The organism is Levilactobacillus suantsaii, from assembly GCF_004115745.1.
GTDB classification, from domain to species: domain Bacteria; phylum Bacillota; class Bacilli; order Lactobacillales; family Lactobacillaceae; genus Levilactobacillus; species Levilactobacillus suantsaii.
In genome coordinates this window covers 50059-72248 of the sequence record NZ_QXIL01000001.1, presented here as the reverse complement: position 1 = coordinate 72248, position 22190 = coordinate 50059, and the positions used below count along the sequence as shown (strand labels likewise).

At 50.5% G+C, this 22190-nt stretch carries 23 protein-coding genes and 1 pseudogene; 14 read left to right on the top strand and 10 right to left on the bottom strand.

The window, feature by feature from the left end; genetic code table 11:
• Positions 1 to 48: 48 nt before the first annotated feature.
• The 5 genes and pseudogenes from ppx to DXH47_RS00290 all read right to left on the bottom strand — a co-directional run bounded on the left by ppx (position 49) and on the right by DXH47_RS00290 (position 5569).
• Positions 49 to 975, bottom strand: coding sequence for an exopolyphosphatase (gene ppx / locus DXH47_RS00305; RefSeq protein ID WP_129031101.1), 927 nt, complete (start codon positions 973 to 975; stop codon positions 49 to 51).
• Positions 975 to 3142 (bottom strand): annotated as a pseudogene (locus DXH47_RS00300) (RNA degradosome polyphosphate kinase). Before DXH47_RS00300 ends, ppx begins: the two are co-directional and overlap by 1 nt.
• A complete protein-coding gene (locus tag DXH47_RS00295; RefSeq protein ID WP_225423461.1) occupies positions 3139 to 4380 on the bottom strand; it encodes an acetate and sugar kinases/Hsc70/actin family protein in 1242 nt (413 codons plus the stop codon). Before DXH47_RS00295 ends, DXH47_RS00300 begins: the two are co-directional and overlap by 4 nt.
• Positions 4344 to 4670, bottom strand: a complete 327-nt coding sequence (locus tag DXH47_RS11780; RefSeq protein WP_225423460.1) for a hypothetical protein — start codon at positions 4668 to 4670, stop codon at positions 4344 to 4346. Before DXH47_RS11780 ends, DXH47_RS00295 begins: the two co-directional genes overlap by 37 nt.
• 77 nt (positions 4671 to 4747) lie before the next feature.
• Positions 4748 to 5569 carry a LicD family protein gene (locus DXH47_RS00290; protein ID WP_129031100.1) on the bottom strand — a complete coding sequence of 274 codons (822 nt, stop codon included), beginning with the start codon at positions 5567 to 5569 and terminating at the stop codon, positions 4748 to 4750.
• Between the two features lie 220 nt (positions 5570 to 5789).
• Between DXH47_RS00290 and DXH47_RS00285 the strand changes: the two genes are divergently transcribed.
• Both DXH47_RS00285 and DXH47_RS11595 read left to right on the top strand, forming a co-directional pair.
• Positions 5790 to 6257 (top strand): MarR family winged helix-turn-helix transcriptional regulator, encoded by a 468-nt coding sequence (locus DXH47_RS00285; protein ID WP_129031099.1) that lies wholly within the window; start codon positions 5790 to 5792, stop codon positions 6255 to 6257.
• A gap of 26 nt (positions 6258 to 6283) precedes the next feature.
• The gene (locus DXH47_RS11595) at positions 6284 to 6457 is read left to right on the top strand and encodes a hypothetical protein (RefSeq protein ID WP_170954911.1); all 174 of its coding nucleotides are present in this window, start codon (positions 6284 to 6286) and stop codon (positions 6455 to 6457) included.
• Between the two features lie 43 nt (positions 6458 to 6500).
• Here the strand turns inward: DXH47_RS11595 and DXH47_RS00280 are convergent, their stop codons facing one another.
• A complete protein-coding gene (locus DXH47_RS00280) occupies positions 6501 to 6956 on the bottom strand; it encodes an OsmC family protein (RefSeq protein ID WP_129031098.1) in 456 nt (151 codons plus the stop codon).
• A gap of 354 nt (positions 6957 to 7310) precedes the next feature.
• Here DXH47_RS00280 and DXH47_RS00275 point away from each other — a divergent pair, with 354 nt between their 5' ends.
• Positions 7311 to 7502 carry a hypothetical protein gene (locus DXH47_RS00275; RefSeq protein ID WP_129031097.1) on the top strand — a complete coding sequence of 64 codons (192 nt, stop codon included), beginning with the start codon at positions 7311 to 7313 and terminating at the stop codon, positions 7500 to 7502.
• A gap of 545 nt (positions 7503 to 8047) precedes the next feature.
• Here DXH47_RS00275 and DXH47_RS00270 read toward each other — a convergent pair.
• Positions 8048 to 8419 carry a DUF1304 domain-containing protein gene (locus tag DXH47_RS00270; protein ID WP_129031096.1) on the bottom strand — a complete coding sequence of 124 codons (372 nt, stop codon included), beginning with the start codon at positions 8417 to 8419 and terminating at the stop codon, positions 8048 to 8050.
• A 215-nt stretch (positions 8420 to 8634) separates the two neighbouring features.
• On the opposite strand from DXH47_RS00270, the gene DXH47_RS00265 reads away from it, so the two are divergent.
• The 4 genes from DXH47_RS00265 to DXH47_RS00250 all read left to right on the top strand — a co-directional run bounded on the left by DXH47_RS00265 (position 8635) and on the right by DXH47_RS00250 (position 11168).
• Complete coding sequence (locus DXH47_RS00265; RefSeq protein WP_129031095.1) at positions 8635 to 9129, top strand: alcohol dehydrogenase; 495 nt, start codon at positions 8635 to 8637, stop codon at positions 9127 to 9129.
• A 192-nt stretch (positions 9130 to 9321) separates the two neighbouring features.
• Positions 9322 to 9696, top strand: coding sequence for a GntR family transcriptional regulator (locus DXH47_RS00260; RefSeq protein WP_129031094.1), 375 nt, complete (start codon positions 9322 to 9324; stop codon positions 9694 to 9696).
• Complete coding sequence (locus DXH47_RS00255) at positions 9689 to 10408, top strand: ATP-binding cassette domain-containing protein (RefSeq protein WP_129031093.1); 720 nt, start codon at positions 9689 to 9691, stop codon at positions 10406 to 10408. The genes DXH47_RS00260 and DXH47_RS00255 overlap by 8 nt, the downstream gene beginning before the upstream one ends.
• The gene (locus DXH47_RS00250; RefSeq protein ID WP_129031092.1) at positions 10395 to 11168 is read left to right on the top strand and encodes a hypothetical protein; all 774 of its coding nucleotides are present in this window, start codon (positions 10395 to 10397) and stop codon (positions 11166 to 11168) included. The genes DXH47_RS00255 and DXH47_RS00250 overlap by 14 nt, the downstream gene beginning before the upstream one ends.
• An 81-nt stretch (positions 11169 to 11249) precedes the next feature.
• Here the strand turns inward: DXH47_RS00250 and DXH47_RS00245 are convergent, their stop codons facing one another.
• Positions 11250 to 12212, bottom strand: coding sequence for a C40 family peptidase (locus DXH47_RS00245; RefSeq protein ID WP_129031091.1), 963 nt, complete (start codon positions 12210 to 12212; stop codon positions 11250 to 11252).
• A 402-nt stretch (positions 12213 to 12614) separates the two neighbouring features.
• Positions 12615 to 13433: a glycosyltransferase family 8 protein gene (locus tag DXH47_RS00240; protein ID WP_129031090.1), complete on the bottom strand. Its 819-nt coding sequence runs from the start codon at positions 13431 to 13433 to the stop codon at positions 12615 to 12617.
• Between the two features lie 333 nt (positions 13434 to 13766).
• Here DXH47_RS00240 and DXH47_RS00235 point away from each other — a divergent pair, with 333 nt between their 5' ends.
• From DXH47_RS00235 to DXH47_RS11770, 7 genes are all read left to right on the top strand, one after another.
• Positions 13767 to 15176, top strand: coding sequence for a DASS family sodium-coupled anion symporter (locus DXH47_RS00235; protein WP_225423459.1), 1410 nt, complete (start codon positions 13767 to 13769; stop codon positions 15174 to 15176).
• Positions 15177 to 15413: 237 nt separating this feature from the next.
• Positions 15414 to 16199 carry a glucose-1-dehydrogenase gene (locus tag DXH47_RS00230; protein WP_129031220.1) on the top strand — a complete coding sequence of 262 codons (786 nt, stop codon included), beginning with the start codon at positions 15414 to 15416 and terminating at the stop codon, positions 16197 to 16199.
• Between the two features lie 99 nt (positions 16200 to 16298).
• Positions 16299 to 17135, top strand: coding sequence for a metallophosphoesterase family protein (locus DXH47_RS00225; RefSeq protein WP_129031088.1), 837 nt, complete (start codon positions 16299 to 16301; stop codon positions 17133 to 17135).
• Between the two features lie 127 nt (positions 17136 to 17262).
• Positions 17263 to 18222, top strand: coding sequence for a helix-turn-helix transcriptional regulator (locus DXH47_RS00220; protein WP_225423458.1), 960 nt, complete (start codon positions 17263 to 17265; stop codon positions 18220 to 18222).
• Between the two features lie 339 nt (positions 18223 to 18561).
• Positions 18562 to 19731: a hypothetical protein gene (locus tag DXH47_RS00215; protein WP_129031087.1), complete on the top strand. Its 1170-nt coding sequence runs from the start codon at positions 18562 to 18564 to the stop codon at positions 19729 to 19731.
• A 75-nt stretch (positions 19732 to 19806) separates the two neighbouring features.
• Positions 19807 to 20139, top strand: a complete 333-nt coding sequence (locus tag DXH47_RS11775) for a hypothetical protein (RefSeq protein WP_225423457.1) — start codon at positions 19807 to 19809, stop codon at positions 20137 to 20139.
• A gap of 9 nt (positions 20140 to 20148) precedes the next feature.
• On the top strand, positions 20149 to 20475 hold the full coding sequence (locus DXH47_RS11770) for a hypothetical protein (protein ID WP_225423456.1): 327 nt from the start codon (positions 20149 to 20151) through the stop codon (positions 20473 to 20475).
• A gap of 52 nt (positions 20476 to 20527) precedes the next feature.
• Here DXH47_RS11770 and DXH47_RS00205 read toward each other — a convergent pair whose 3' ends face one another.
• The gene (locus DXH47_RS00205) at positions 20528 to 21994 is read right to left on the bottom strand and encodes a peptide ABC transporter substrate-binding protein (RefSeq protein WP_225423455.1); all 1467 of its coding nucleotides are present in this window, start codon (positions 21992 to 21994) and stop codon (positions 20528 to 20530) included.
• Positions 21995 to 22190 lie beyond the last annotated feature (196 nt).

The following is a 22190-nucleotide window of genomic DNA, read 5'->3' as shown; positions in this document are numbered from 1 at the left end:
TTGTGTCAGCCGCTTTTTAAATTTAGCCGTCCAACATAAGTGTTGGGACTAAGCTTTTAGCTTATTCAGATATTCAAAGAGGATGCCATCCCGCAGACCAGCGTTAGAGAAGATGATTTGCTGCGAATCTAGCAACCGCATGAGTAATGTGACCGGGATGAGGCCACCAATGATGATATCAGCCCGTTCCTTGGCGAGTCCGGGGACCTTCTTCCGTTCCTCCAGGGTCGCCCCTAACAAGCGTGTCAGGGTCTCGTAGACGTCTTCATCGGTGAGCTTGTAGCCGTGAACATCTTCGGCGTTCAAGAAATTCTTTTTGCGCCGGTTGATTTTGGCCAGCGTCCGGTTAGCGCCCCCCAAACCGACGATGGGCAGATTCGTTGCTTCTCGGAGCCACCAGATGTCGTTAAAGACGTTGTTGACGAAGGTCATGGCTTTGAACAACGAGTCCGGTTTAATTTTGTCACTTTCGAGATAATTTTGGGATAACGTGACGGAACCTAAAGGTATCGACACCACGTGCTTGAGTTGTTGGTTTTGAACTAGGATCAGTTCGGACGACCCACCCCCGGTGTCGACCACCAGGCCGTTGATGATGGGCAAAGTGTTGACCACGCCTAGATAATCGTAGCGGGCTTCGGTGGCTCCCGAAATGACTTCTAAACTCAAGCCAATCTTTTCCTTGACTTGTTTCAAGAAGGCCTTTTGGTTGGTTGCCTGGCGCACGGCCGCGGTGGCTACGGCGTGAATCTCAGGATGATCTAACTTACTATAGATGGCCTTGAAATCGACTAACGCAGCCATGGTGCGGTCGATGGTTTCCGGTTGGAGGACCCGTTTCGGTCCCATGTTGGCGGATAACCGCACGTAGCGTTTGAGTTGGTTGACCGTCTGGTAATTGCCGTGACTATCGACTTCAGTCACGGTCATCCGAACTGAGTTAGAACCCAGGTCGATCACGACGAGGTTTTTCATTATTGAGGACTCCGATCAATAGGGGATTTGGGCTGATTCTTCGGACTCAGCATCGGCCGAAAACGCCGCGGGGCGCCCACGGGTTGGTCCGTGTCTTGCGGCAGTTGCTTGGTCTTCGCTTCAGCGGCATGCATAAACGCGGTCTGTGCATCCAGAGGTTCCAGTCCCCGGCGATCGACGCGACCGTATTCGCGGTCGGCCTGCAACACCCGTGTCTTAACATTATCATCCCACATGGTCTGGAAAATATCAAAAATCCGTTGGCGAAGTTGCGGTTGTTGAACCGGGAAGAGCAGTTCGACCCGGCGGTTCAGGTTACGCGTCATCAGATCGGCACTGGACAGGTAGACTTGCTCATCGCCTCCGTTGGCAAAGGCGTAGATGCGGCTGTGTTCTAAGAAACGGCCGACGATAGAATGGACGGCGATGTTGTCACTGACCCCCGGAATGCCGACGTTGAGACAGCAGATGCCCCGAACGACTAATTCAATGTGGACGCCGGCGTGAGAAGCCTCGTAGAGCTTGGCAATCATGGCCGAGTCAGACAAGGAATTCATCTTCATTTTAATCCAGGCCGGTTGTCCTAATCGCGCGTTGTTGATTTCCTCATCGATCCGATTAGACAGGAATTCGCGAATGCCATCTGGTGAGATGTGTAACTGGTGGAAATACGGTGGTTCGGAGTAACCGGACAACATGTTGAAAATGTTGGAGGCATCGATGCCCATGTCCGTGTTGGTGGTGAATAACCCCATGTCGGTGTAGAAGTTAGCGGTGACGTCGTTGTAGTTCCCGGTTCCCATGTGCATGTAGCGACGGATACCATCTTCTTCACGGCGCACGATCAGCGTTAATTTACAGTGGGTCTTCAGGCCAATCAACCCGTAAATCACGTGACAGCCCATCTTTTCCAGTTGGCGTGCCCAGCGGACGTTGCTTTCCTCATCGAATCGTGCTTTGACTTCGACTAATACGGTGACCTGTTTACCGTTCTGGGCCGCGGTCCCCAAGGATTTGATGATGGGGGAGTTGGCCGAGACCCGGTAGAGGGTCATCTTGATGGCTAAAACTTCGTCGTCACTGGCGGCTTGCCGGACCAAGTTGGTCACGGCATCGAAGGAATCGTAGGGGTGTTGGACGAAAACGTCGTGGTCACGAATCGTTGCGAACAAGTCGTCTTCGGTCCCCATGCCGGGTGTTTGGGCGGGGGTGAACTTCGAGTAACTTTCGTCGGCGTGGTTGGTAATCTGCTTGGTCCACTTGCCTAAGAAGGTCAAATCAATTGGGCCGGCAATGCTGTAAATGGCGTAGGCCGGCACCTTGATAGATGTCGCCAACCGCTTCTGGAGGGCGTTAGAGATTCCAGATTCGACTTCGAGTCGCACGGCCCCCCCCCGTGTTCCCGTTGCTTCAACTGATGTTGGACTTCCTTCAGTAAATCGGAGGTGTCTTCTTCGGCCACGTCGAGGTCCATGTCCCGGATGACCCGGTAGGTCGCCGTTTCTTGGACTTTGTAGCCGACAAACAGGTTACCAATGAATGTCTTGATGATGTCTTCGAGCAAGATAAAGTCGTTCTCTGCCCCGGGTAACCGCACCGTCCGGGAGAAAATGTCGGGCACTTGGACCGTAGCGAAGCGTTTGTCGTGTTTATCACCGGATTTATGCAAGCGCAAGGCCAGATTCAAGGTGTTGTTGCCGATGAACGGGAAGGGCCGCGAGCTGTCGACCGCCATGGGCGTCAGTGCCGGTGATAATTCGTTAGTAAAGTAGTGTTCGATGAAGCGTTGTTGCTCGGCGGTCAAATCGTCGACGGTCTTTAAATGGATGTTTAAATTTCCTAATAGGGGCAACAACATCCGCGTCAACGTGGTGTATTGTTTGATGACTTGGTCGTGAGCCTTGGCGTTGACCGCAATCAGTTGGTCTTCTGCGGTCATGCCTGAGGCGTCCGGCTTCGGATAGTTGACGGCTGCTAATTTGGCGAGGGACGCCACCCGCACCATAAAGAATTCGTCAACGTTACTTTGAGTGATTCCCAAAAACCGGACCCGCTCTAAGAGTGGGTTGGCCTTGTCCCGGGCTTCATCAAGGACCCGAGCGTTAAAGTCGAGCCAACTGAGTTCCCGGTTGGTGTAATAAGTTGGCTTCGTGAAATCGACTGTCATTTATGTAACCTCCTCTGTTTGAAAACGGGCTGGAGCCCAAAGACGTCCGTAAAGAATTCAGCTTTACGGGAGAATGCCCAGTGGACCAACGCGAGATCATCGTCGCTAAAGGCCGTGATGATGACTTGCGTTGGTCGCACGGAAACGGAAATCCGTTCCACCGTTTGTTGGTGGGCATCGTCTAGGGAATCGGCCAACCGTAAAATAGCCGCTAACTTGGCGATGGCGAGCCGTTTCGAGGCGCCAAGTTGCCGGAAGTGAGCCAGTTCGCTGACCGGAGTGCGAGCGCTGTGGTACCGTGAGACTGCTGCGATAATCTGAATCTCTTCGGTAGAGAGCCCCAAGATCTCAGACTGACGCAAGACGTAATCCGAATGTAGGTAGTGCTGGTGAGTGTCGATGAAGCAACCACTATCGTGCAGGATGGCCGCAATCTGAAGCAATAGTCGGTCGCGTGCTTTCAAATGGTGCAGACTCTTCAACTGGTCGAATAGGTGGAGGGCAAACTTTTCCACTAATTTCATGTGGTGAGGTTCGACCCGGTAGCGTTGGGCAATGGCTAACGCCGACCCTAAGATCTGCTGGGAAAAGTCGTACTTTTTATGGTAGCCGCTTGCGATGGCCCGGTTGGTGGTCAACCCGTCAAGGACGTTTAGATTGACCAGGTGGACTTGTTCGGCATGGACGACAGCGAGGAGTTTTTGAATCAGTAAAACCTCGGGTAAGACGAGCCCGATGGATTCTTTACTGACTTTGAGGTGTTCCATTAAGTATTGGTCGGAAGCCGCGGTAACTTCGTGGGTAAATTGGCGGAACCGCGAAATCGACAGGGTGTAGCTGGTATCGCCTTCCGGAATGAAATAGTTGTTGAGGGGAGTGGCACCAATCAGGATGACTTGGTTCGTCGCCTGTTGGAGATCTTCCGGGATAAAGCGGTAGAAATCGTCAACCTTACTGTTGATGTAGTCGTCAAGCACAGCGAGGGGGTTAGGCGCGGTCATCCGTAAGTTTTGCAGGACTTCCTTGGCCCGAGTTGGCCCCAGTTTCATGTTAGGGGCTGCTTTGAGCTCGTGGTTGGCGAAAAACGAGAAGGTCGTGCTCCCAGAATTGAGGCCAATAATGGCCGCGTGGTCGGCGGTCAGCTTGCGGTAGTCGGCAAAATGAATCGCAACGGCTTCGTTACGGACGAAGGATTCTTCGCTTAACGATAACCAGTGGATCCTAAGGCCGGTCCGCACGTAGAGCTGGTCGCGGATAAAGTCTGCGTTGGGGCACTGGAGAGGGCTTGGGAGCCCCAAATCTTGTAACGGGTGATGCCATAATCTTTGATGATTTGAAGAAAACCGCGGAGTGCTTCGGCAGCGTCCACGACGGTCTGCAAGTCGATATAGACATGGTTGTAAATATTTTCCCCGATGGCGACCGTTGACTTAACGTGCTCGGCTCGTTGACCGGTTTTTAGATTGACAATTGAGAGTTCCATGCTCGTGACGTTAACCAAAATAGCGCCGAAATAATTATCAGCCATATACTCATCTACTTTCTGTTCAAAATGGGGGTAACGGGATGACGCGTTTTGGGGGTAAACTTAAAGCTTAGGGCCACTTAATCGGTAAAGACTTGATTATCCATGATTAACCGTTCCAGGTGTTTTTCGGTCCGTTGATTTTTCGGCGGTAATGCCATGTAATCGCCGTACATCCCTGTTAAAATTGTCGCATAATCGCGGGGGACTTGTACGCGTAATTGCTCAAAGGGAACCATTGTTAGGTCAGTAACCTGTGTAATGGTAAAGACTTCCTTATCGTAAGCGTATTGGGAAGCTAAATTCTTGACGTTTGGCAGGTCCGCTTGGGACTGGTATTGGGTCATGACCGCGGTGCGGGCATCCTTTAATACCTGCACGTCCGCACGCTGGGCAGTATCCAGAGGGGGTTGCAACTTGACCAAGGGGTTATTGACCAGGTGGTACCGGAGTTGTAGTAAAATCCGGGTGTTGTACCATTGGAACTTAGCCAGTTGCTCACGTTGGTGCGTGGGTTCCTGGGGCACCCGGTCGAGTGGGAAAATATCGATAAAGACTCCTTTACGGGCGTGATTAACGTTATTTTTCTCTTCGATATAGGTGTTACGATCTAAAAGCTTGGCGTAACTCAACGCGTAGTTGGGATCGCTATCAGGTGTCTGTAAGAAGTAGTGGGTCGACTGCAAAAGTGCCGGGGCGGCAGCTAATAATTGGTCGTAATCTGCGCGTAAGAGGCCAACGTCCACGTCGTCATCCCAGGGGATGAAGCCCTGATGACGGATGGCTCCCAATAAAGACCCACCAAGTAACGTGTAGGGGAGTTGCAGCTTAGTACATATTTTCACAAATTGGGCTAAGTTACCCAACTCAACCCGGTGAATGCGATCGATTAAACCGGACATAGCAAGTTCCTTTCTGGTCTGTTACGGGAAAAATGTAACAGTGATTAACAATTGTGTGGCTAATTAAGCATCATAATCATGTTTACCGTGGCCAAAAGCGTTTCTCTATTCTAACATAACTTTAGCAGTGCGACTGACCTCGCTCACGAAAAAAACTGGTATTTACGGAATGTAAATGCTAAGATAAAAATCGTATTTTGAGAATTGTAGGTGGAGATTCATGGCCGAAGAAAAAACAGCTTTGCTGGACGCCTTTATTGATGTTTATATGAGTTCGTTGAAGCACCTGGATGAATTCGTATCGGAACCAACCAAGACGTTTCATCTGTCATTTGAACAGTATCTGATCTTGCGGGAAGTCACCCAGCACGAACACGTCACGTTGATGGATATTGCCATTCAACGCCAAGTGACGCGTAGTGCCGTCTCCCGGCAGATTCGCGTTTTGATTCGTCAGGGCTATTTGCGCCAACAGCCCGATGAAAATGACCGCCGGCGCTTGTATCTTTTGGCGACGCCAACTGGTGAACAAGCCGAACGGTTAATCCGTCAACGGATTGAGCACCGGTTCCAAGGTTGGCTTGATATCTACGGTGAAGCTCAGGCACATGAACTCCTTAACTTTATTCGGGATTTCAGCCAGATCACCCGATTTAAGACGCGTGATAATCCACACGATCGGACATGAGAAAAGGATAAGGGAGATTGAAGTCAATGAGTAAAAAGCGCATGAGTGATGAAGAAGCCAAGCGCTGGCGCAAGATTGTCTTCATGGACGACGAGCGTGAGGACCGGCATCCCGGTCGACGGTCGCAATCGTATGTGTATGGGGAACGCCACCCGCAGTCGTGGTGGCACCGCCTAAAGGCGCACTTTTCTCATCATTAATCTCAAATGGACCGCCATGGCAAGATTGCTGGGCGGTCCATTTTTAGGCTTTGTCAGCCACTGGTGTCACCGGACTGAAGTCGTTAACTAAGGTAACGGTGACGTTGTTACTACCACCCATCAATTTAGCCACAGGACAACGGCGTTCCGCTAAATCCACCATGGCCTGGGCCGTCTGGGGATCAATGCCGGGGATTCGGACTTGGGCGTTGACGTAGAATTGAAACCCCTGGACATCGCGGGCAAATTCAACGATAGTGTGTACCTGTGAGCGGTGTGGCAAGTTCCGACGCTTTTCGATGGCTTCGAGTGTGGCGTTCAAGCACGTGCTCAGCGCTAAGCCGACAAATTGTTCGGGGTTCGCCCCCGGCTTAGCAGCTAGCGGTGAACTGGTGACGGCATCGAGACCGCCAGGAATGTAGGAGTGGCTATCGAGGCCATCGTCGTTGATAGCAACGGTCCGGTAAAGTGGCGGGAATTTTTGACGATCAATGGACATGGTTGAAACCCCTTTAGCCTACCCCGTTCGGCTGGAAAACACAATTGATTTACGGTGGGGACAGCTAAAACAAGATAAATCTAAACCATTAAAAGTTGAGTCAAACAACTATTGTTACTAATCGTCCATTTAGTCACATGGCAACCGGTTGCACACTTTAACTATACCAATTTAAGTAAAAGCAGTTACATTTGGTAAGTTAATGACTAAATAAAAGTAAAACAGCCCCGAAATGGCGGACTGTGTAAATGTTTTGTAACATTTGGCCTTATGAGTAGACCGATTGGGAAAAAACGCTTATAATAATTGGTGACAGGAATTAGAACACTGGCGCAAGTATTTGGGGGGAACCAAATGTTAGATAATCAGCTGTCGGAAGAAAAGCGTAAATTTCAGATGCTTACATGGCGCGCCCAGAAACATGGTACGCAAGTCGTTACTCATGATCAGATGCAACAGTTCACCGCGACTATTGCTGAGCAAGAAGCCATCATGCTCGCCGCCAAGGAGCGACGAACTGCTAATCGGCCCGATTGGGTCAGTTGAAGTGTTGGTAAACTTGTCCGTCCCACTGAAGGAGGTCGCAGGATGAAGCATCCAGGAATGTATTATGTGTACTATGCTGGTGGATGGCTCTTTATTGCCATGATGCTGGTGGTCATTTATCATTTAGGTTTACTGTGGATTGCCATTAGTCAGATGTAAGGGAACACGTTAGAGTGGGGCCAGGGCCGCGCTCTTTTTAATTATCGTTAAAAATGGGATCCTACGCGAACATTAGTAGGATCCCATTTTAAATTGTGCGGTAAACATCTCACGGTTTTAGGTTTTATTTCTGAAAAATTAAGCTGCCGTTAAGCTCCACCCGGTAGGCTGAATTAAGTCATCGGGAAAAGGCCATAAAAAAAGCTAGTTACGAATGAACGCAACCAGCAGAATAGAAGTATGTGTACGGGTCCAATGGTGTTAATAATGGCTTAAGCTCAATTAAATCCTCCAATAATCGAAACCGCGGCATGTTCTCACCTGAATATGTGACTTCATTATAACGTGTGACCCGACGTCTGTAAACCATCTTTTTAAAGAATTTATTAAAGCCACCAACCTAGCAGTAGGAGTAGCGTGATCAAGGCGGGGCATCCCTGAAGCCAGAAGATTTTACGATTGGCAGTTAAACTGCCAAAGAGGGCCACCACGACGATGAACAGTAGTAAGAGCGCTAACGTGATGTGCTGAGCGGTGCCAGCTAACAACCACCAACTGGATAAGATCACGAGTCCCAACATCCCGTTGTAAATTCCTTGGTTGGCTAACGCCGTACGGGCCTGTGGTTGCTGGACGAAGGCTAAGGGCATCCCGAAAGCCCGGGCTTGTTGGGCAGGGTGTCCCCAGATTTCGAGAGCCATAATGCCTAAATGTTCGAGGGCAACGAGAATAATTAAGATGGTTATCAAAATTGTCATGGTAAATCATTTCCTTTCTGGGTGGTTGGCATGATAAAATCCTTTGTATCTGGAGTCACGCAAACGTCTCAACCTATGATTAGTTTAAGCTAACTTTTAGTTTGATGTGTAGAATAATATATAAGGATATTTTTCCACGGGGGAGCAAAGAGTGAAATCGGGGTAGATTCTGGTAAATCAAGCTTTCTAAGAATATAAGAATGGAGGAATTGTTTATGAGACTCTTAGACTTGAGTGGACAACAATTCGGCAGACTGACGGTTATCCGTCGCGACGGGACTGCAAAGAATGGTAACGCGACTTGGCTATGCAAATGTAGCTGTGGCCAATTGGTCACGGTTGACAGTTACCGGCTACGCCACGGGATTACGGTCAGCTGCGGCTGCTATCGGCGAGATATTAGCAAAGCCCGGTTAACCAAGGACCCCCGCACCCGGAAGCAAATTGGGAACGCCACGAACTTACCCCTGGTTAACGGGTCTAACGTGGCTGCTTTAACGAAGATTAGTTCCCGGAATATTTCGGGAGTAATTGGAGTTAGTTTTGATAAGCGGTCAGGTAAGTGGGCGGCACGCCTATTTTACCATGGTCACTATGTCTTGAACCAAACTTTTAGCGACTTCTACGATGCTGTGGCGGCACGGAAGGCTGCCGAGAAACAATTAGCGCAGAAGAATGATTTGAAGTTAGAAGTTCCCGCTGAGAGTTAAATTAAATCTGATCAATCATGAGCCGATCCGTTGGGGGTCGGCTTTTTTGTGTTGGGGCACAACTATTCAGCCAATCAGATAAGACGAGTCCCACGCCCAAATAGGAAGCGTCCCCCGTGCGACTGAATTTCTTTTTGGGGGGAATTGTGTTATAGTGTTATAGAAAGATATAACACTAGTGAGGTGAGACACATGCTGTTTGACGATAAGGTGCCGATTTATTATCAGATCAAGAACTACCTGTATCACCGAATAGTAGCTGGTGACCTACAACTTGGCGACAAGCTGCCTGCAGTTCGACAACTGGCGGTCGACCTGACCGTCAACGTTAATACGGTTCAGCGGGCGTTACGCGAAATGATTGCCGAAGGCTATATTGTGCCGCAGCGGGGGCGAGGAAATTTTGTGACCGCGGATGCTGCCAAGATTACGACGTTGAAGCACGAGTTACTACGTACTTACAGCCAAGCCTTTTATCGTCAACTACACGCGTTGAAGTTAAGCGATACTGAAATCCTACAGGCAATTGAAACGTATATCGAGAAACGGAGGGACGCAGATGACTGAAGCGATTGACATTACCAATTTAAATTACCGGCGCAACACTAAGCAGATTTTGACGAACGTTACTTTGCAACTGAATCCGGGAAAAATCGTTGGGCTGTTAGGCGAAAATGGGGCCGGCAAAACGACTTTGATGCGCTTGATTGCGGGACTCGCCAAGGGAGAAAAGGGGACCATTGCCGTGCACGGTCAAACGACGGCGGCGACCCGCCGAGCCTTTGTCAGTTTTAGTGAGGCGCTTCAGGGGTTTCGCCCCGGCGATAAACTTAGTCAGATTCGTGACTTTTACGCGTTGGCGTACCCGGACTTCTCGGCTAAAAAATATCTGGATTTGATTACCTTTTTACAGATTGACGATGACCAGAAACTCGCGACGCTGTCGAAGGGGACCCGGGAAAAATTCATCATCGCGTTGACGTTATCCCGCGAAGCCGCGGTGTACTTACTCGACGAGCCCTTTAGCGGCATCGATAGTATGAGCCGTAAGCGCATCATCAGCAGTATCATTCGTTGGAAGCAGGATTCAGCCACTATGGTGATCAGCGACCATTACGTGTCGGAAATCGCCGCCTTATTGGACGAAGTGGTGATTATCAAGGACCATACGATTTGTACGCACAAGCGCAGTGACCAAATTCGTCGTGAATTTGGATTGGGGATTGAAGCCTTTTACGAAAGTGTTTACGAGGGGGACATTAGCGATGACCAGTTTTAACCATCTATTTCGAGTTATGTGGCGACCGAAGTTTCGCAGCATGAACCAGCTTTTATTCTTTAACTTATTGGCGGTGGTCGTGACCATGGTCTACCAGATCTGGCGGCGTGGCTTTGCCCAACTGGAAATGATCAGTACGGTGACCATTTGGGGCAGTATCTTTGGCTTCGTCGCCTTTGTCCTTTTGGCGCGGCAAAATGAGCAGGTCGTGATTAGCGATACTTACCGCTTATTGCCCACCAGCGACACTAAGTTATACCTGGCCAACTTAGGGACGTCGTTAGTCGCGCTCCTTTACGTGGGCGTCATCCAGGTCATCTTGCTGGCGGTTGGTACGGCGATGAGCGGCAATATCATCCGCATGTGGCTACAGTTGAACATCCACATGTCGGCGGCTGCCTGGCATGACCTGGCTTTTTACGGAACCAGTGCCGTGTTGTGGGGGATTGTGGTCGCTCTGTGGGCCTGGGCAGTCATCACCTTGATCCACTTTGGAACGAATACCATCAGTGCGTTTCTCCCCAACGTGCAGCAACGCATCATCAAGGTAGTGCTAGCGATTATTTTGACCGGAGTGCTTCTACGGTTCTTGACGTGGTTTGCCGAGCTAGAAAGTAAACTTTACGCGGCTTTCACGGGGATAGCCTCGGTCTTAGAGGGCGGCGTCTGGTTTGACCTCTTAGGACTAGTCGTCGTGGTCATCGTGGTGGCGACTGCCAATATTGTGATGATGCACCGCTGGGTCGAAGCCAAGTATTAGCCAACTAGAAATGAATAAATGCAGACAACAAAAAAACACGAAGTCCCGTAATCGGGGCTTCGCGTTTTAACGTGCTGAAAATTATAACACGATGTAGTAGCTTGGCTTGAAGTAGGAATTTTGAGTGAAAGTGTCGATGCCATCGGATTCGTTTTGTGCGGCAACGTACTTACCGTTACCTAAGGAAATCCCATCATGGTAAGGTGTACTGTCAGAACCCCAGAAGAGGATAGCGCCGTATGGGGCGTTAGCAACGTCGGTGTGGTGCGTCCCTAACTTAGCTTGTTGAATAGTGGTCCGGGCACTTAAGCCGAAGACGTATTGGACTAAACCGGAGCAGTCAAAACCGGACATGGAGTTACCACCGTAAACGTATGGGACGTCACTGTTGGCAATCTTCAAGGCTTCGGCAACACCGCCACCCTTAGTGGAAGAAGTCGAAGCTGAGCTGGAACTCGTGTTAGAGCTGGAGCTAGTCGTCGACTTGGCGCTGGAAGCTGCAGAGCTAGCCGTAGTTGCCGTGTGGTTGTACTGCGTTGCGGCAGATGATGAAGAAGCTACAGAACTAGCTTGGGTTGCAGTTGAGGAACTAGCTGCAACGGATTGGGCTGCGCTAGAAGCGGCTGCGGAGCTGGCTGCAGCGGAACTAGCAGCTGCAGAACTTGCTGCAGCACTAGAAGCAGCGGCGGAGCTTGCTGCGGCAGAGGAAGCAGCAGCGGCCTTAGATGCTTGAGTTGCGCTAGTAGCCGTCTTGGCTGCGGAACTGCTGTTTGCAGTGCTTTGAGTCGAGCTGGATTGAGCAGCGCTGGAAGCACTAGTCGTCGTTGAAGTCGTTGCGGCTTGGCTAGTCGTGTTAGCCTTAGTCGTCGTCTTTTGGTTATCAGGAATGCTGAGTTTTTGGTTAACGTAAATCAAGTTAGCATCGCTTAAGCTGTTTGCCTTAACGATGGATTTGATCGAGACGTGGTAGGCTTGGGAGAAGCCCCAGACCGTATCACCAGATTGCACGTTGACCGTGCTAGCGTTGGCTTGGGTACCAGCCATTAATAACGCCGCGGCCCCAAAGGTACTGAGCAGAACTTTTTTAGTTGTCGCTTTGATAGTAAGTCACTCCATAACAAATTTTTTTATGTACCAGTTACGTACGAGTTCTAGTATAGGGACTTTAAGTTGCAGAGTAGTGTCGCTCACTTAACAAACTGCGACGATTTAGTAACGTAAAATGTCAGATGTGACAAATTTTAAGCAATCCCAATTATGGATAAAACCGATGGTTAAATGGGCAAACAACTAAACCGCTAGAAAAATACGCAAAAATGGCCAGTGCGTGGGGGATGGGTCATGATGCCCCCCAGTCACGTGACCATCAATAATCGGGATACTACCACATCTAAGTCGGGAACGATGGGTCGGGTAAGCGGCGATTTTTTTGTAATGCTTGTAAACTTACAGTCGTTTAGATTGGTGTTGGTAATGTTTATACAAGAAAGCGAACCAGTCGGTGGCATTAGGTAACCAAGGTTTCTTAGTTCCACAATAATGGAGGAAAACGGTGTGGCGGATCACCCAATCAAGGTCCCATTTACCTTGGCTAGTAGCCTGATAGGTCAGGTTTTTGCGCACGTCATAGTTGTAGATCACGTCGGGGACCGGTTGCGTATCGTCGGCGTATAGCTTATTGAGCACGTCTTGGTCGGGTAAGAGTAGTTCATCGTGGTGTTCTCGGATCACGGCGAAAATCTTGTCGGCGTCCACGACCTGGCGCGCTCGCTTTAGATTAATTAGCAGCACTCCGGAATTAAAATAGTGCGGGGTTGCGGTATCTAGCCGAAATTGATTGAAGGTCCCGGTCAAGTTCAAAAAGTCGGTGTGCATTGCGGCGGCATACAGCGAGTCGGTGAGGTCGGTCTGGTACAGTGGCGTCAAATCGTTGATGGCTAAGATGTCAGCATCCAGGTAGAGGACTTTATCCAAATCAGTGGGCAATAAGTCGCTAGCTAACAACCGGTAATAAATCGAGCGGGGGTAGCGGTCGGATAATGGGGCGTTAGCAAATAACTTATCGTCAACGATGACCGGGTGGTAAGTCATGTCGAGCCGTTGTAGCTTTTGCTTGAGTGTCGCCGCATTATTGAAAGGCTGATCCTGTAACACGTATACGGCATATTGATTATCGGTGGGCGAGTTTTGGCGAATTGAGTACAACGTGACCAACATTCGGTCAACGAACTTGTCGTCCACCGCAAAGAGCAAGTTGATAAGCATGGGGCAGACCTCCTTAAGGGTTACCTTTAGTTTAGCGGGTCGTTGGTGATGGCGTCCAACAAAACGTTTAGAAGATTTGGGCGGGCTGGTGCTGAGCCCCCCTGCTTGCTGATGAGGATAGAGCGCCACTGCGCTAAGGTTAAATCAATCGGGAGAAATATAAAGGTGGATAGGGTTGTGCCATCACAGTGGTAATATTTAAGCCCTGAACAGCTGAACAACGGGCCGTATCGAGTTAACTTATAAGATAATTATATTATGACTACTTTAACCCACGGGGGTATAAAATTTATGCTGTTAGTAGTTACAATAAAGAGAGGAAAGCGTGATGTGATGAAAATAAAATATAAAGCATTTTTTATCCCGATCATTGTGGGCAGCTTAATTTGGCTGGCAACCCCCGTTCGGCCAGCAGGAATTTCAGTTATTGCTTGGCATTTACTAGCTTTGTTTTTAGCTACAATCGTGGCGTGCATCACGCAACCCTTACCCATAGCTGGCGTTGCTTTAGTCAGTGTGACTATCTTATTGGTGTTACGATTAGCCCCGATTAAGACCACGATGCAGGCGTTTGGCAACAAAACGGTTTGGTTAGTTGCGATGGCTTATATGATCTCACGTGGCTTCTCGAAGACGGGACTAGGTAAGCGAATGGCGTTGTGGTTTGTCAAACTGTTCGGGAAACGAACGTTGGGGCTAGCCTATGCCATTGAGGGGATTGATTTGGTGACAGCTCCGGCCATCCCTAGTAACACTGCACGGGCTGGTGGGATTATTTACCCGATTGTCAAGGCATTATCGGAGACGTTTCACTCCACCCCCCAGGACCACACGGAACGAAAGATTGGTTCCTATTTGATTTTTTCAGAATTTCACGCCAACATTATCACCAGTGCGCTGTTCATGACGGCGATGTCACCAAACTTAATCGCACTTAGCTTGGCAGAATCCTTTAAGATTAAGATTTCTTGGCTGGGATGGTTCGTGGCGGCATCAGTCCCCGGAATAATTTGCTTGGTAACGGTCCCGTATCTCATTTACCGTCTCTATCCTCCCGTTGTACGCGAAACGACCAATGCCCGTGAGTGGGCAACGCAGGAACTCACAAAGATGGGCGCCATGCAACTTAAAGAAAAAGTCATGCTGGGGATCTTTGGCATGGCCCTGCTGCTCTGGATTTTATCCAGCACTTTAAATTTAGATGCGACAACGGTGGCTTTTATTGCGATTTCATTGTTACTGTTGACTGGTGTTTTATCTGTCCAGGATATTTTGCATGAAACGGGCGCGTGGAACGTCGTGGTTTGGTTTTCGATTTTGATTTTTATGGCGAACCGGCTCAATAAATTAGGCATTATTCCGTGGTTATCCCGGGCCATCTCACATCAGTTGAAGGGTGTGAATTGGTTGGTGGTGTTGGTCGTCTTGGCGTTAGTTTACTTTTATTCCCATTACCTGTTTGCGAGTCAAGTGGCACACGTTGCGGCCATATATGGGGCTTTATTGGGCGTCGCCATCGCGGCGGGAGTCCCGGGCACGCTAGCAACCTTGATTTTAGGTTTTACGACGGCGATTTACAGTTCCACGACCCAATATGCGAACGGCCCCGCCTCTGTTCTGTTTGGTTCCGGTTATGTGAAACAAAGTGATTGGTGGCGGCTCAACGCCATTCTAGGGGGATATTACTTGCTCATCTGGATTGGCTTAGAACTATTTTGGTTGAAAATTATTGGCATTTGGTAGGACGTAGATTAAAGTGGCAATGACTCATAGCTCAACGAATGAGTCGTTGCCACTTTTTCGAGCCATAATCTAAAGTGAATCGTAGGGTAAGCTAATTTCTCGCGTAACGCCCAACATCATGATATAACCATGGTGTAAAAGGTAATGGACCATAATAAACTGGTTCAGCATCGCGAGTGGCGATACAGTCACTCGCTGGTCAATCAGTAAGGTCGATTTAGGGGGAATTATCACATGATGTATTCTGATTTAGCGCACAAAGTCGCGGTTGTCACCGGTGGGTCGAAAGGCATCGGTAGCGCCATTGCCCAACGCTTTGGGGCCGAGCACATGGCTGTAGTGATCAACTACCACAATGACGAGAAAGGGGCTCAAAAAGTGGCGGCTCAAGTTAAGGCTGCCGGGGGCCAAGCCGTCAGCGTGCAAGCTGATGTGGCGACCGAATCCGGAGTGACCGATTTGCTGGAAACGGCGGTAAATCAGTTTGGTGGCCTGGACGTGTGGGTCAACAACGCGGGGATGGAGATTCAAGTACCGACCCACGAGCTTTCCTTGGCCGACTGGAACAAGGTCATGGCTATCGACCAGACTGGAGTTTTCCTGGGGGCCAAGACGGCGATCACCTATTTCAAACGGCAGGGCAAGCCGGGCAACATCATCAACCTGTCGTCCGTCCACGAGCAGATTCCTTGGCCGACCTTTGCCAGTTATGCGGCGGCTAAAGGGGGCGTCAAGCTGTTTACCCAAACGATTGCCATGGAATACGCGCGGGACAATATTCGGGTCAATTCGATTGGTCCCGGAGCCATCAATACGCCGATCAACGCCAAGAAATTTGCGGACCAAACGCAGTATGACCAGACCGTTAGCATGGTCCCGATGAATCGAATCGGCAAACCGGCTGAAGTGGCGGCCGGTGCTGCGTGGCTGGCGTCATCAGAATCCAGCTACGTCACGGGTATCACACTCTTTATCGACGGTGGGATGACGCTTTATCCGGCCTTTAAGGACGGGCAAGGCTAACTTAGCGGCCGAACTAAGCGTAGCGAGTTGCGTCCCCGATGTCCCCCTTGGTAGACTGAACGGCAATCAGGGGTTAAGACCTGCAGGAGGGTGATAAGGATGAAGACGTACACGTTTGTAGGAGACATCCACTCAGCGGCCGACGATTTACGCGTTCTATTGGCCGACCCCGTGATTCAAGCCAGCCAAGTCATTTTTATGGGCGATTATATCGATGGGCTGGCAACCCGACGCTTCGACGATCACGTGGAAACCATGAGTCTGGACCCACTGGGCGTTTTAGCCATTTTGCGCGACCGGGTGACCCACCATGGCGATGTGGCCCTGCTAGGGAACCACGATGATTTTTGGGCCCAAACGGCGCAGGGTAGCGACTGGGCGTATCAGACCTGGAGACTCAACGGCGGAGCGCAGACTTGGCGGCGCTTGGGGATTCACGCTACGACGTTAGTGGGGGTGGCCCATGCGTTGAGCACAGCACCGTTAGTGGACATGACCGCCTTTTTACAACAGCTTCCGTTAACCTGGCAGACGCCGAAGATACTGGCGGTCCACGCCGGAATCGATTGGCATCGGCCGCTTGCGGACCAACGTCGTGATGATTTGCTCTGGATTCGGGGCGCGTATTACTTTCAAGATGACGCCCACCGGGAACTGGGGTGGCATCCCAATGATTTGGGAAAGGTGATCGTGACCGGTCACACCCCAGTTCAGTTGCTGGACCATCACCAGGGATACTTGAAAATGCAGGCCGATGACCAGGATGTGCCCCGCTACCTGATTGATGCGGGAAGCCGGTCGGGTGCCTATGACGGCGGTATCTTTGGGTTGACCCTAGCCGAAACGGGGCAAGTTATTCAGAAAAGACGGGTCATCAAGCAACATTTGTATGCCGGGGATGCCCCGGTTACGGCAACGATGATTGCCACCTCATGAACTTTTGACGCGGTTCCTAACCAGCCGCGTTTTTTATTGCGGCAAAAAGTTATGTTTGACAGGACTAAAGCGGGGAAAAGCGTGCTATGATAAAGACTAACGAAACTTTGGTGCTGGGGGTGTGCAAATGAAGAGCAACGGGCGCGTCGCGGATATGTTGGTCCGGTTGGTGAGTGGTGAGGTACTTGATCAGGCTGACCTCAAGAAACAATACGGGGTCAGTCTGCGGACTTGTCAACGTGATATGGCGTATATTCGGCAGGCATTGGCGGAATATAACGTGGGAGTCATCGACGATCAAAACGGGACGTACTGCTTGACCCAGCAAAGCGATGTTCACGACTTAGAAATGGTCTTGGCTGCGAGCCACGTCTTACTGGGGAGCCGGGCATTGACGGGGGCCGAACTGAATCGAACCCTGGATTTCTTGAGTACGGGGTTATCACCGAGTATGCAAACGCTGGTTCATGAGCAATTGACGCTTTCACGGGGGAGCTACACGCCACTGTCACGGGCCAAACCGTTGTTGGCCCGCTTGCGGGAGATCTCGACGAGTATTGACCACAACGAAAAACTGGTCTTTACTTATCAAAGCAGTCACGCGGGCGAACCCACTCCCCGTGTCCAGCACGCCCAACCGGTCGCACTGTTTTTTGAGACGTACTACTTCTACGTCGCCATGTGGAACCGGCAACGTCACAGTTACTTGCTGTACCGCTTAGACCGTATCGTTGACATTTTAACGAAAACAACGGGAGAGCGACTGGCGTACGCCCAACGTTTCTCGTTACAGGATCATCGACGCCAGACCTACCTGTTAGACACGGGGGAGTTGACCCGGATTCGCTTCGTTTACCGTAATTACGTGCAAACGGCTCTCGACTATTTTCCAGGGTCGTACGTGGTTGACCGACACCCTGATGGGAGTCACGTGATTGAGGCCTACGTCAAGGTTGGCGGCGCCATGCTATGGTTGTTGAGTCAGGGAACGGCGGTTAAAGTCTTATCGCCACTGTCATTGGTTAAACAGATGCGGACCACGCTCGCCGCAGTCTTGGCGCAGTATCCGAAAATTGAGGACAAATGAGTGGGGATATAGTTATCCGTTGAATAGCTACACAAAAGTTGGCTTTCTGGTTCAAAATGACAGACTATGACGTGGGGATGAGTATACTAAACATTGGTGGATTATTAGTTGCTACTATTTACTAATTTGTCCGCGAAAATTGGCAAAATAAAGTTGTTTGGGTAAAAATAGCGGTCGACAGGTATAACTGAAAATGGCGAGATTATGCGATTTGATAGCGAACAAACCATTTTTAAGCTGGTAAATCTTCCAATAATGCGTCGGAGAAGGCGTAATTTGTGCGGACCGTGATGATTCAGGGTATGCTAGGTTCATCTTAGATGATTAGAGGGAAACGTCATGAACCCAATAAATAATCAACGACAATTGACGACTCAAGCTGCGCACAGCTACGCGCGGCAATTTAAAATGGAGGCCACACTGGTCAATTTGACGGGAGTGGTGACTTTAGAACTCGCCTTGAAGACCGGAGAGACCGTCATCATCCCAGCGGAGGCGGTGGTGGCTTTGCGGGTACTGCCGTTAGCTGAAGGAATCGGGGATGCAACGGACTTGGTGGGCTTTTATCTGCAGGTACGGGCCGCAGAAGCTAACTTTCGACTAGAGGGTAATCCGGATAAAACGGTGACAGGCCAGGCACGGCTCTGTGGCGCTCAAGATGTGGTGACTATGACCTTTCACACGATTCGGGGCGATTATCAAAACGTGATTCGCTGGAACCCCTTGGCCAGTGACGGGCCGGAAAATCTTAACCAACACGTGGCCACGACGCTTGAGACGCTGACGTTGTGGACCTGGCCCCAAGCCACGTACCGGTGGCATGATATCTTAACCATCGCGACACAATCGCCTGTACTAGCACGGTTAGTGACCGGATTGGTGAATGATTTACAATCTACGATCACTCAGGACCAAGCCACGACCATGTTGAAAAACCTTATCGCCGAATTGGCCAAGGCCTGTGACGCTGTGACACCCACGCGAACGCGTCACTTGATTGTTACGGCTGAGCCGGCAAGTCCGGCCGGTCCCTGGAAAGCCGTCTTTCACGATGATCAAACCGGCCAAGACGATGTGCGCGTCTATCTGTTGACCTATTCAGAACTCTTAGGAATGAGTGTGACCTTGCCCACAGTTGGGTTCTGGTCGGCGCTGGCCTGGCTGCTCTGGAAGATGGCTTATCTGGGGACTGATAAAATAACGCATACCACTAAAGCGCTGGCTGCGCAACTAGCGCACCGGCCCCAAGCCCCCGTCTTTGAGACCACGGCCACTAAGATTGGTCGTTTCCTGGACGCCTATGTGCGCAACCACGTGACCGATTCTGATTTAGCGGGGACCGTGGGTTATTTCTGGCCCCTGACGACGGGGACATTGCGCCAGGTGGGACCAACTAGCCCTGGCGATCGGCCGCGGACCACGTTACGTTACTACAGTCCGCAATTACTAACCGAATTTATGACGGTCTTAGGCCCAGCTTATCGGGTATTTTGGGCCACCCATGAGTAACTGGGTCAATTGACATGGGTCATCACCAACGTCTATGCTTAATTAGAATTCTAATGATGGAAAGAAGTTTGGTGAATGACCAAGAATAATCCGTTGGCCCAGCGTGTCTGGGCCTTATTTTGGGGGCTACTGATTAATGCGTTTGGCAACGGGCTGACCGTGGCCACGAACTTGGGAACCAGTCCCTGGACGGCTTCGGAAGTGAATCTGGGCCACCTGTTAGGTGTGTCGGTCGGTTGGCCGATGCTGGTAATTGGAACTATAACGGCGGGCGTCAATCAGGTGTTGAGTCAACACTGGGACCGTTGGCGCTTTATTGGCGAAGTAGTCTTTATCGGTTGCTTTAGCTATTTAGTCAACGGCTTCGTGGCGCTGTTTACCCGGTTGGGAATTCCCCAATTACCGTAGCTGGTCAAATTGGCCATCTGTTTTTCGGGTATCGTGATTTTTTGTATCGCGATTTCGTTGTACCAGCGGGCAAATCTGATTATGCACCCCAACGACGATACCACGAACATCGTGCGCTTCCGCTACTTTCACGGGCGGGTAGTGCCGGCACAGATTGTGGCCTTCCTGGTGCCAATTGCCATCATGGTCGTGACTTTTGTCATGAGTCATCAACTCTACTCGGTGAATTTGGGGATGCTCTTTTGCGTCTTTTTTAATGGACCGTTGATCAGTTTTGCCGACCGGCACGTCTGGCCGAAATTACGGCATAACTTTCGCGTCGTTGCGAAAAATTGAACGAAAACACAAAAAGGCGAGAAATCCGCGGATTTCTCGCCCTTTTTCGTAGTTAGTCCTGAGCCATGTAGGCGTGGGTGAAGTCAAACGGGATACCGGCAGGGTTGTAGATGATTCCCTTGACCGTGGTCCGTAGGAGTTGCGATTTTGCTTGCTGGAACAGGGGGATGACGGCTTGTTGGGTCATCAATGTTTTTTCGGCGGCAATCAACTTCTGCCAGCGCAGAGTTGGGTTATTACCGTCTACATTGTCGGCTTGAGTCATCAACCGGTTATAGCGGGCGTTGTTGAATCCTGTGATATTTTCGTTATCGTCGGTGGTGCCGCCGACGTAATTGCCCAGATACTCATTAGGATCTGCCAGAACCGATTGGGCACCGCTGAGCGTTAACTCAAAGTTGCCTTGTTCTTGCTGAGTCATCAGTTGAACATAAGGGATTGCTCTGACGGCAATTTTAACGCCGGGGAGTTTCTCTAGCGAACTTTGGATGAATTCGGCCGTCTGTTTGGTTGCATCGGTGTTTCCCACGGACAAGGTCAAATCAAGGTGCTTAGTATGTAACTCGTGATAGCCCTGAGCCAGGAGCCGCTTAGCCCGAGTTAAGTCGTAAGACGTGGCCGATTTAACAATGGCTTCATGGCTGAAGTCTTCACCGGTCTTCGGGTTCTTGCCCATGCCGACGGGAACCAGGCCAGTCGAAGCAACCGAACCGTCTTGAAGAACATTTTTGACCAGTTGGTCGCGGTTGATGGCGGCCGAAAGGGCTTGGCGAATAACCAGGTGTTTGAGTGCGGGGACTTTCTTTTGGTTCATATCGAGCCGTTGGGTCCCGGTGGGCAAACGCTTGACGAAGTTCGGATTGTTCAGGTTGTTCTTGACCTGTTGGCCACTTAGTAACGTTTCGTCGGCTCGCTTGGACATGAAGAGATTATAGCTGGTGGCGGTACTTTCGTTGACCTGATAGTTGATGGCCGTCAAGTGAACGTTGGCCTTGTTCCAATAGTGCGGGTTCTTGGCCAGCGTCCAGGTCTTACTGGTCCCGTTCCACTTGGTCAGTTGGTAAGGCCCGTCGGAAACCACACGGCTAGAAGAAGTCCCGTAGCGGTTCCCGTACTTTTGCACAATCTTGGGGTTTTCCGGGTAAAAGACCGGCCACGCCAACAGCGTCTTCCAATAAGAGACCGGCTTGGTGAGTTGAATGGTCAGCTTGTACGGCCCGTGCGCCGTGATTCCCAAGGTACTAGGGGCCTTTTTACCGGCAAAAATCTCTTTGGCGTTGACCACCGGATGTAGGTAATCCTGCATCTGGGCGGCTGTCTTGGGCGTCAAGGTCCGCCGCCAGGAATAAACGAAATTCTGGGCTGTGACCGGATCGCCGTTTGACCACTTGGCATCGTGCCGCAAGTCAATGGTGTAGGTCTTACCACCGTTGGTCAGCTTGGTGTGCGTCGCAATCGCTTTGAGTGGTTTACCGTTTTTGCCCAGGCGGTACAGGCCTTCCTGGGTGTTTTGGAGCATGGTGAAACTGACTGTGCCCGCTGGCCTGTGATCCGCACCCACTTAAAACGAGGAGCCCGAGTGTGGCGAGCGTGAAGCGTAAACGTTGATGTTGCATGGAATCGTCCCCCTAACTAAAAAATCGGCCATCTGTCGTGAAACAGAAGGCCGATTTCCCGCGGTGCCACCTTACTTTAGGTTGAGTTCACACCCAGCC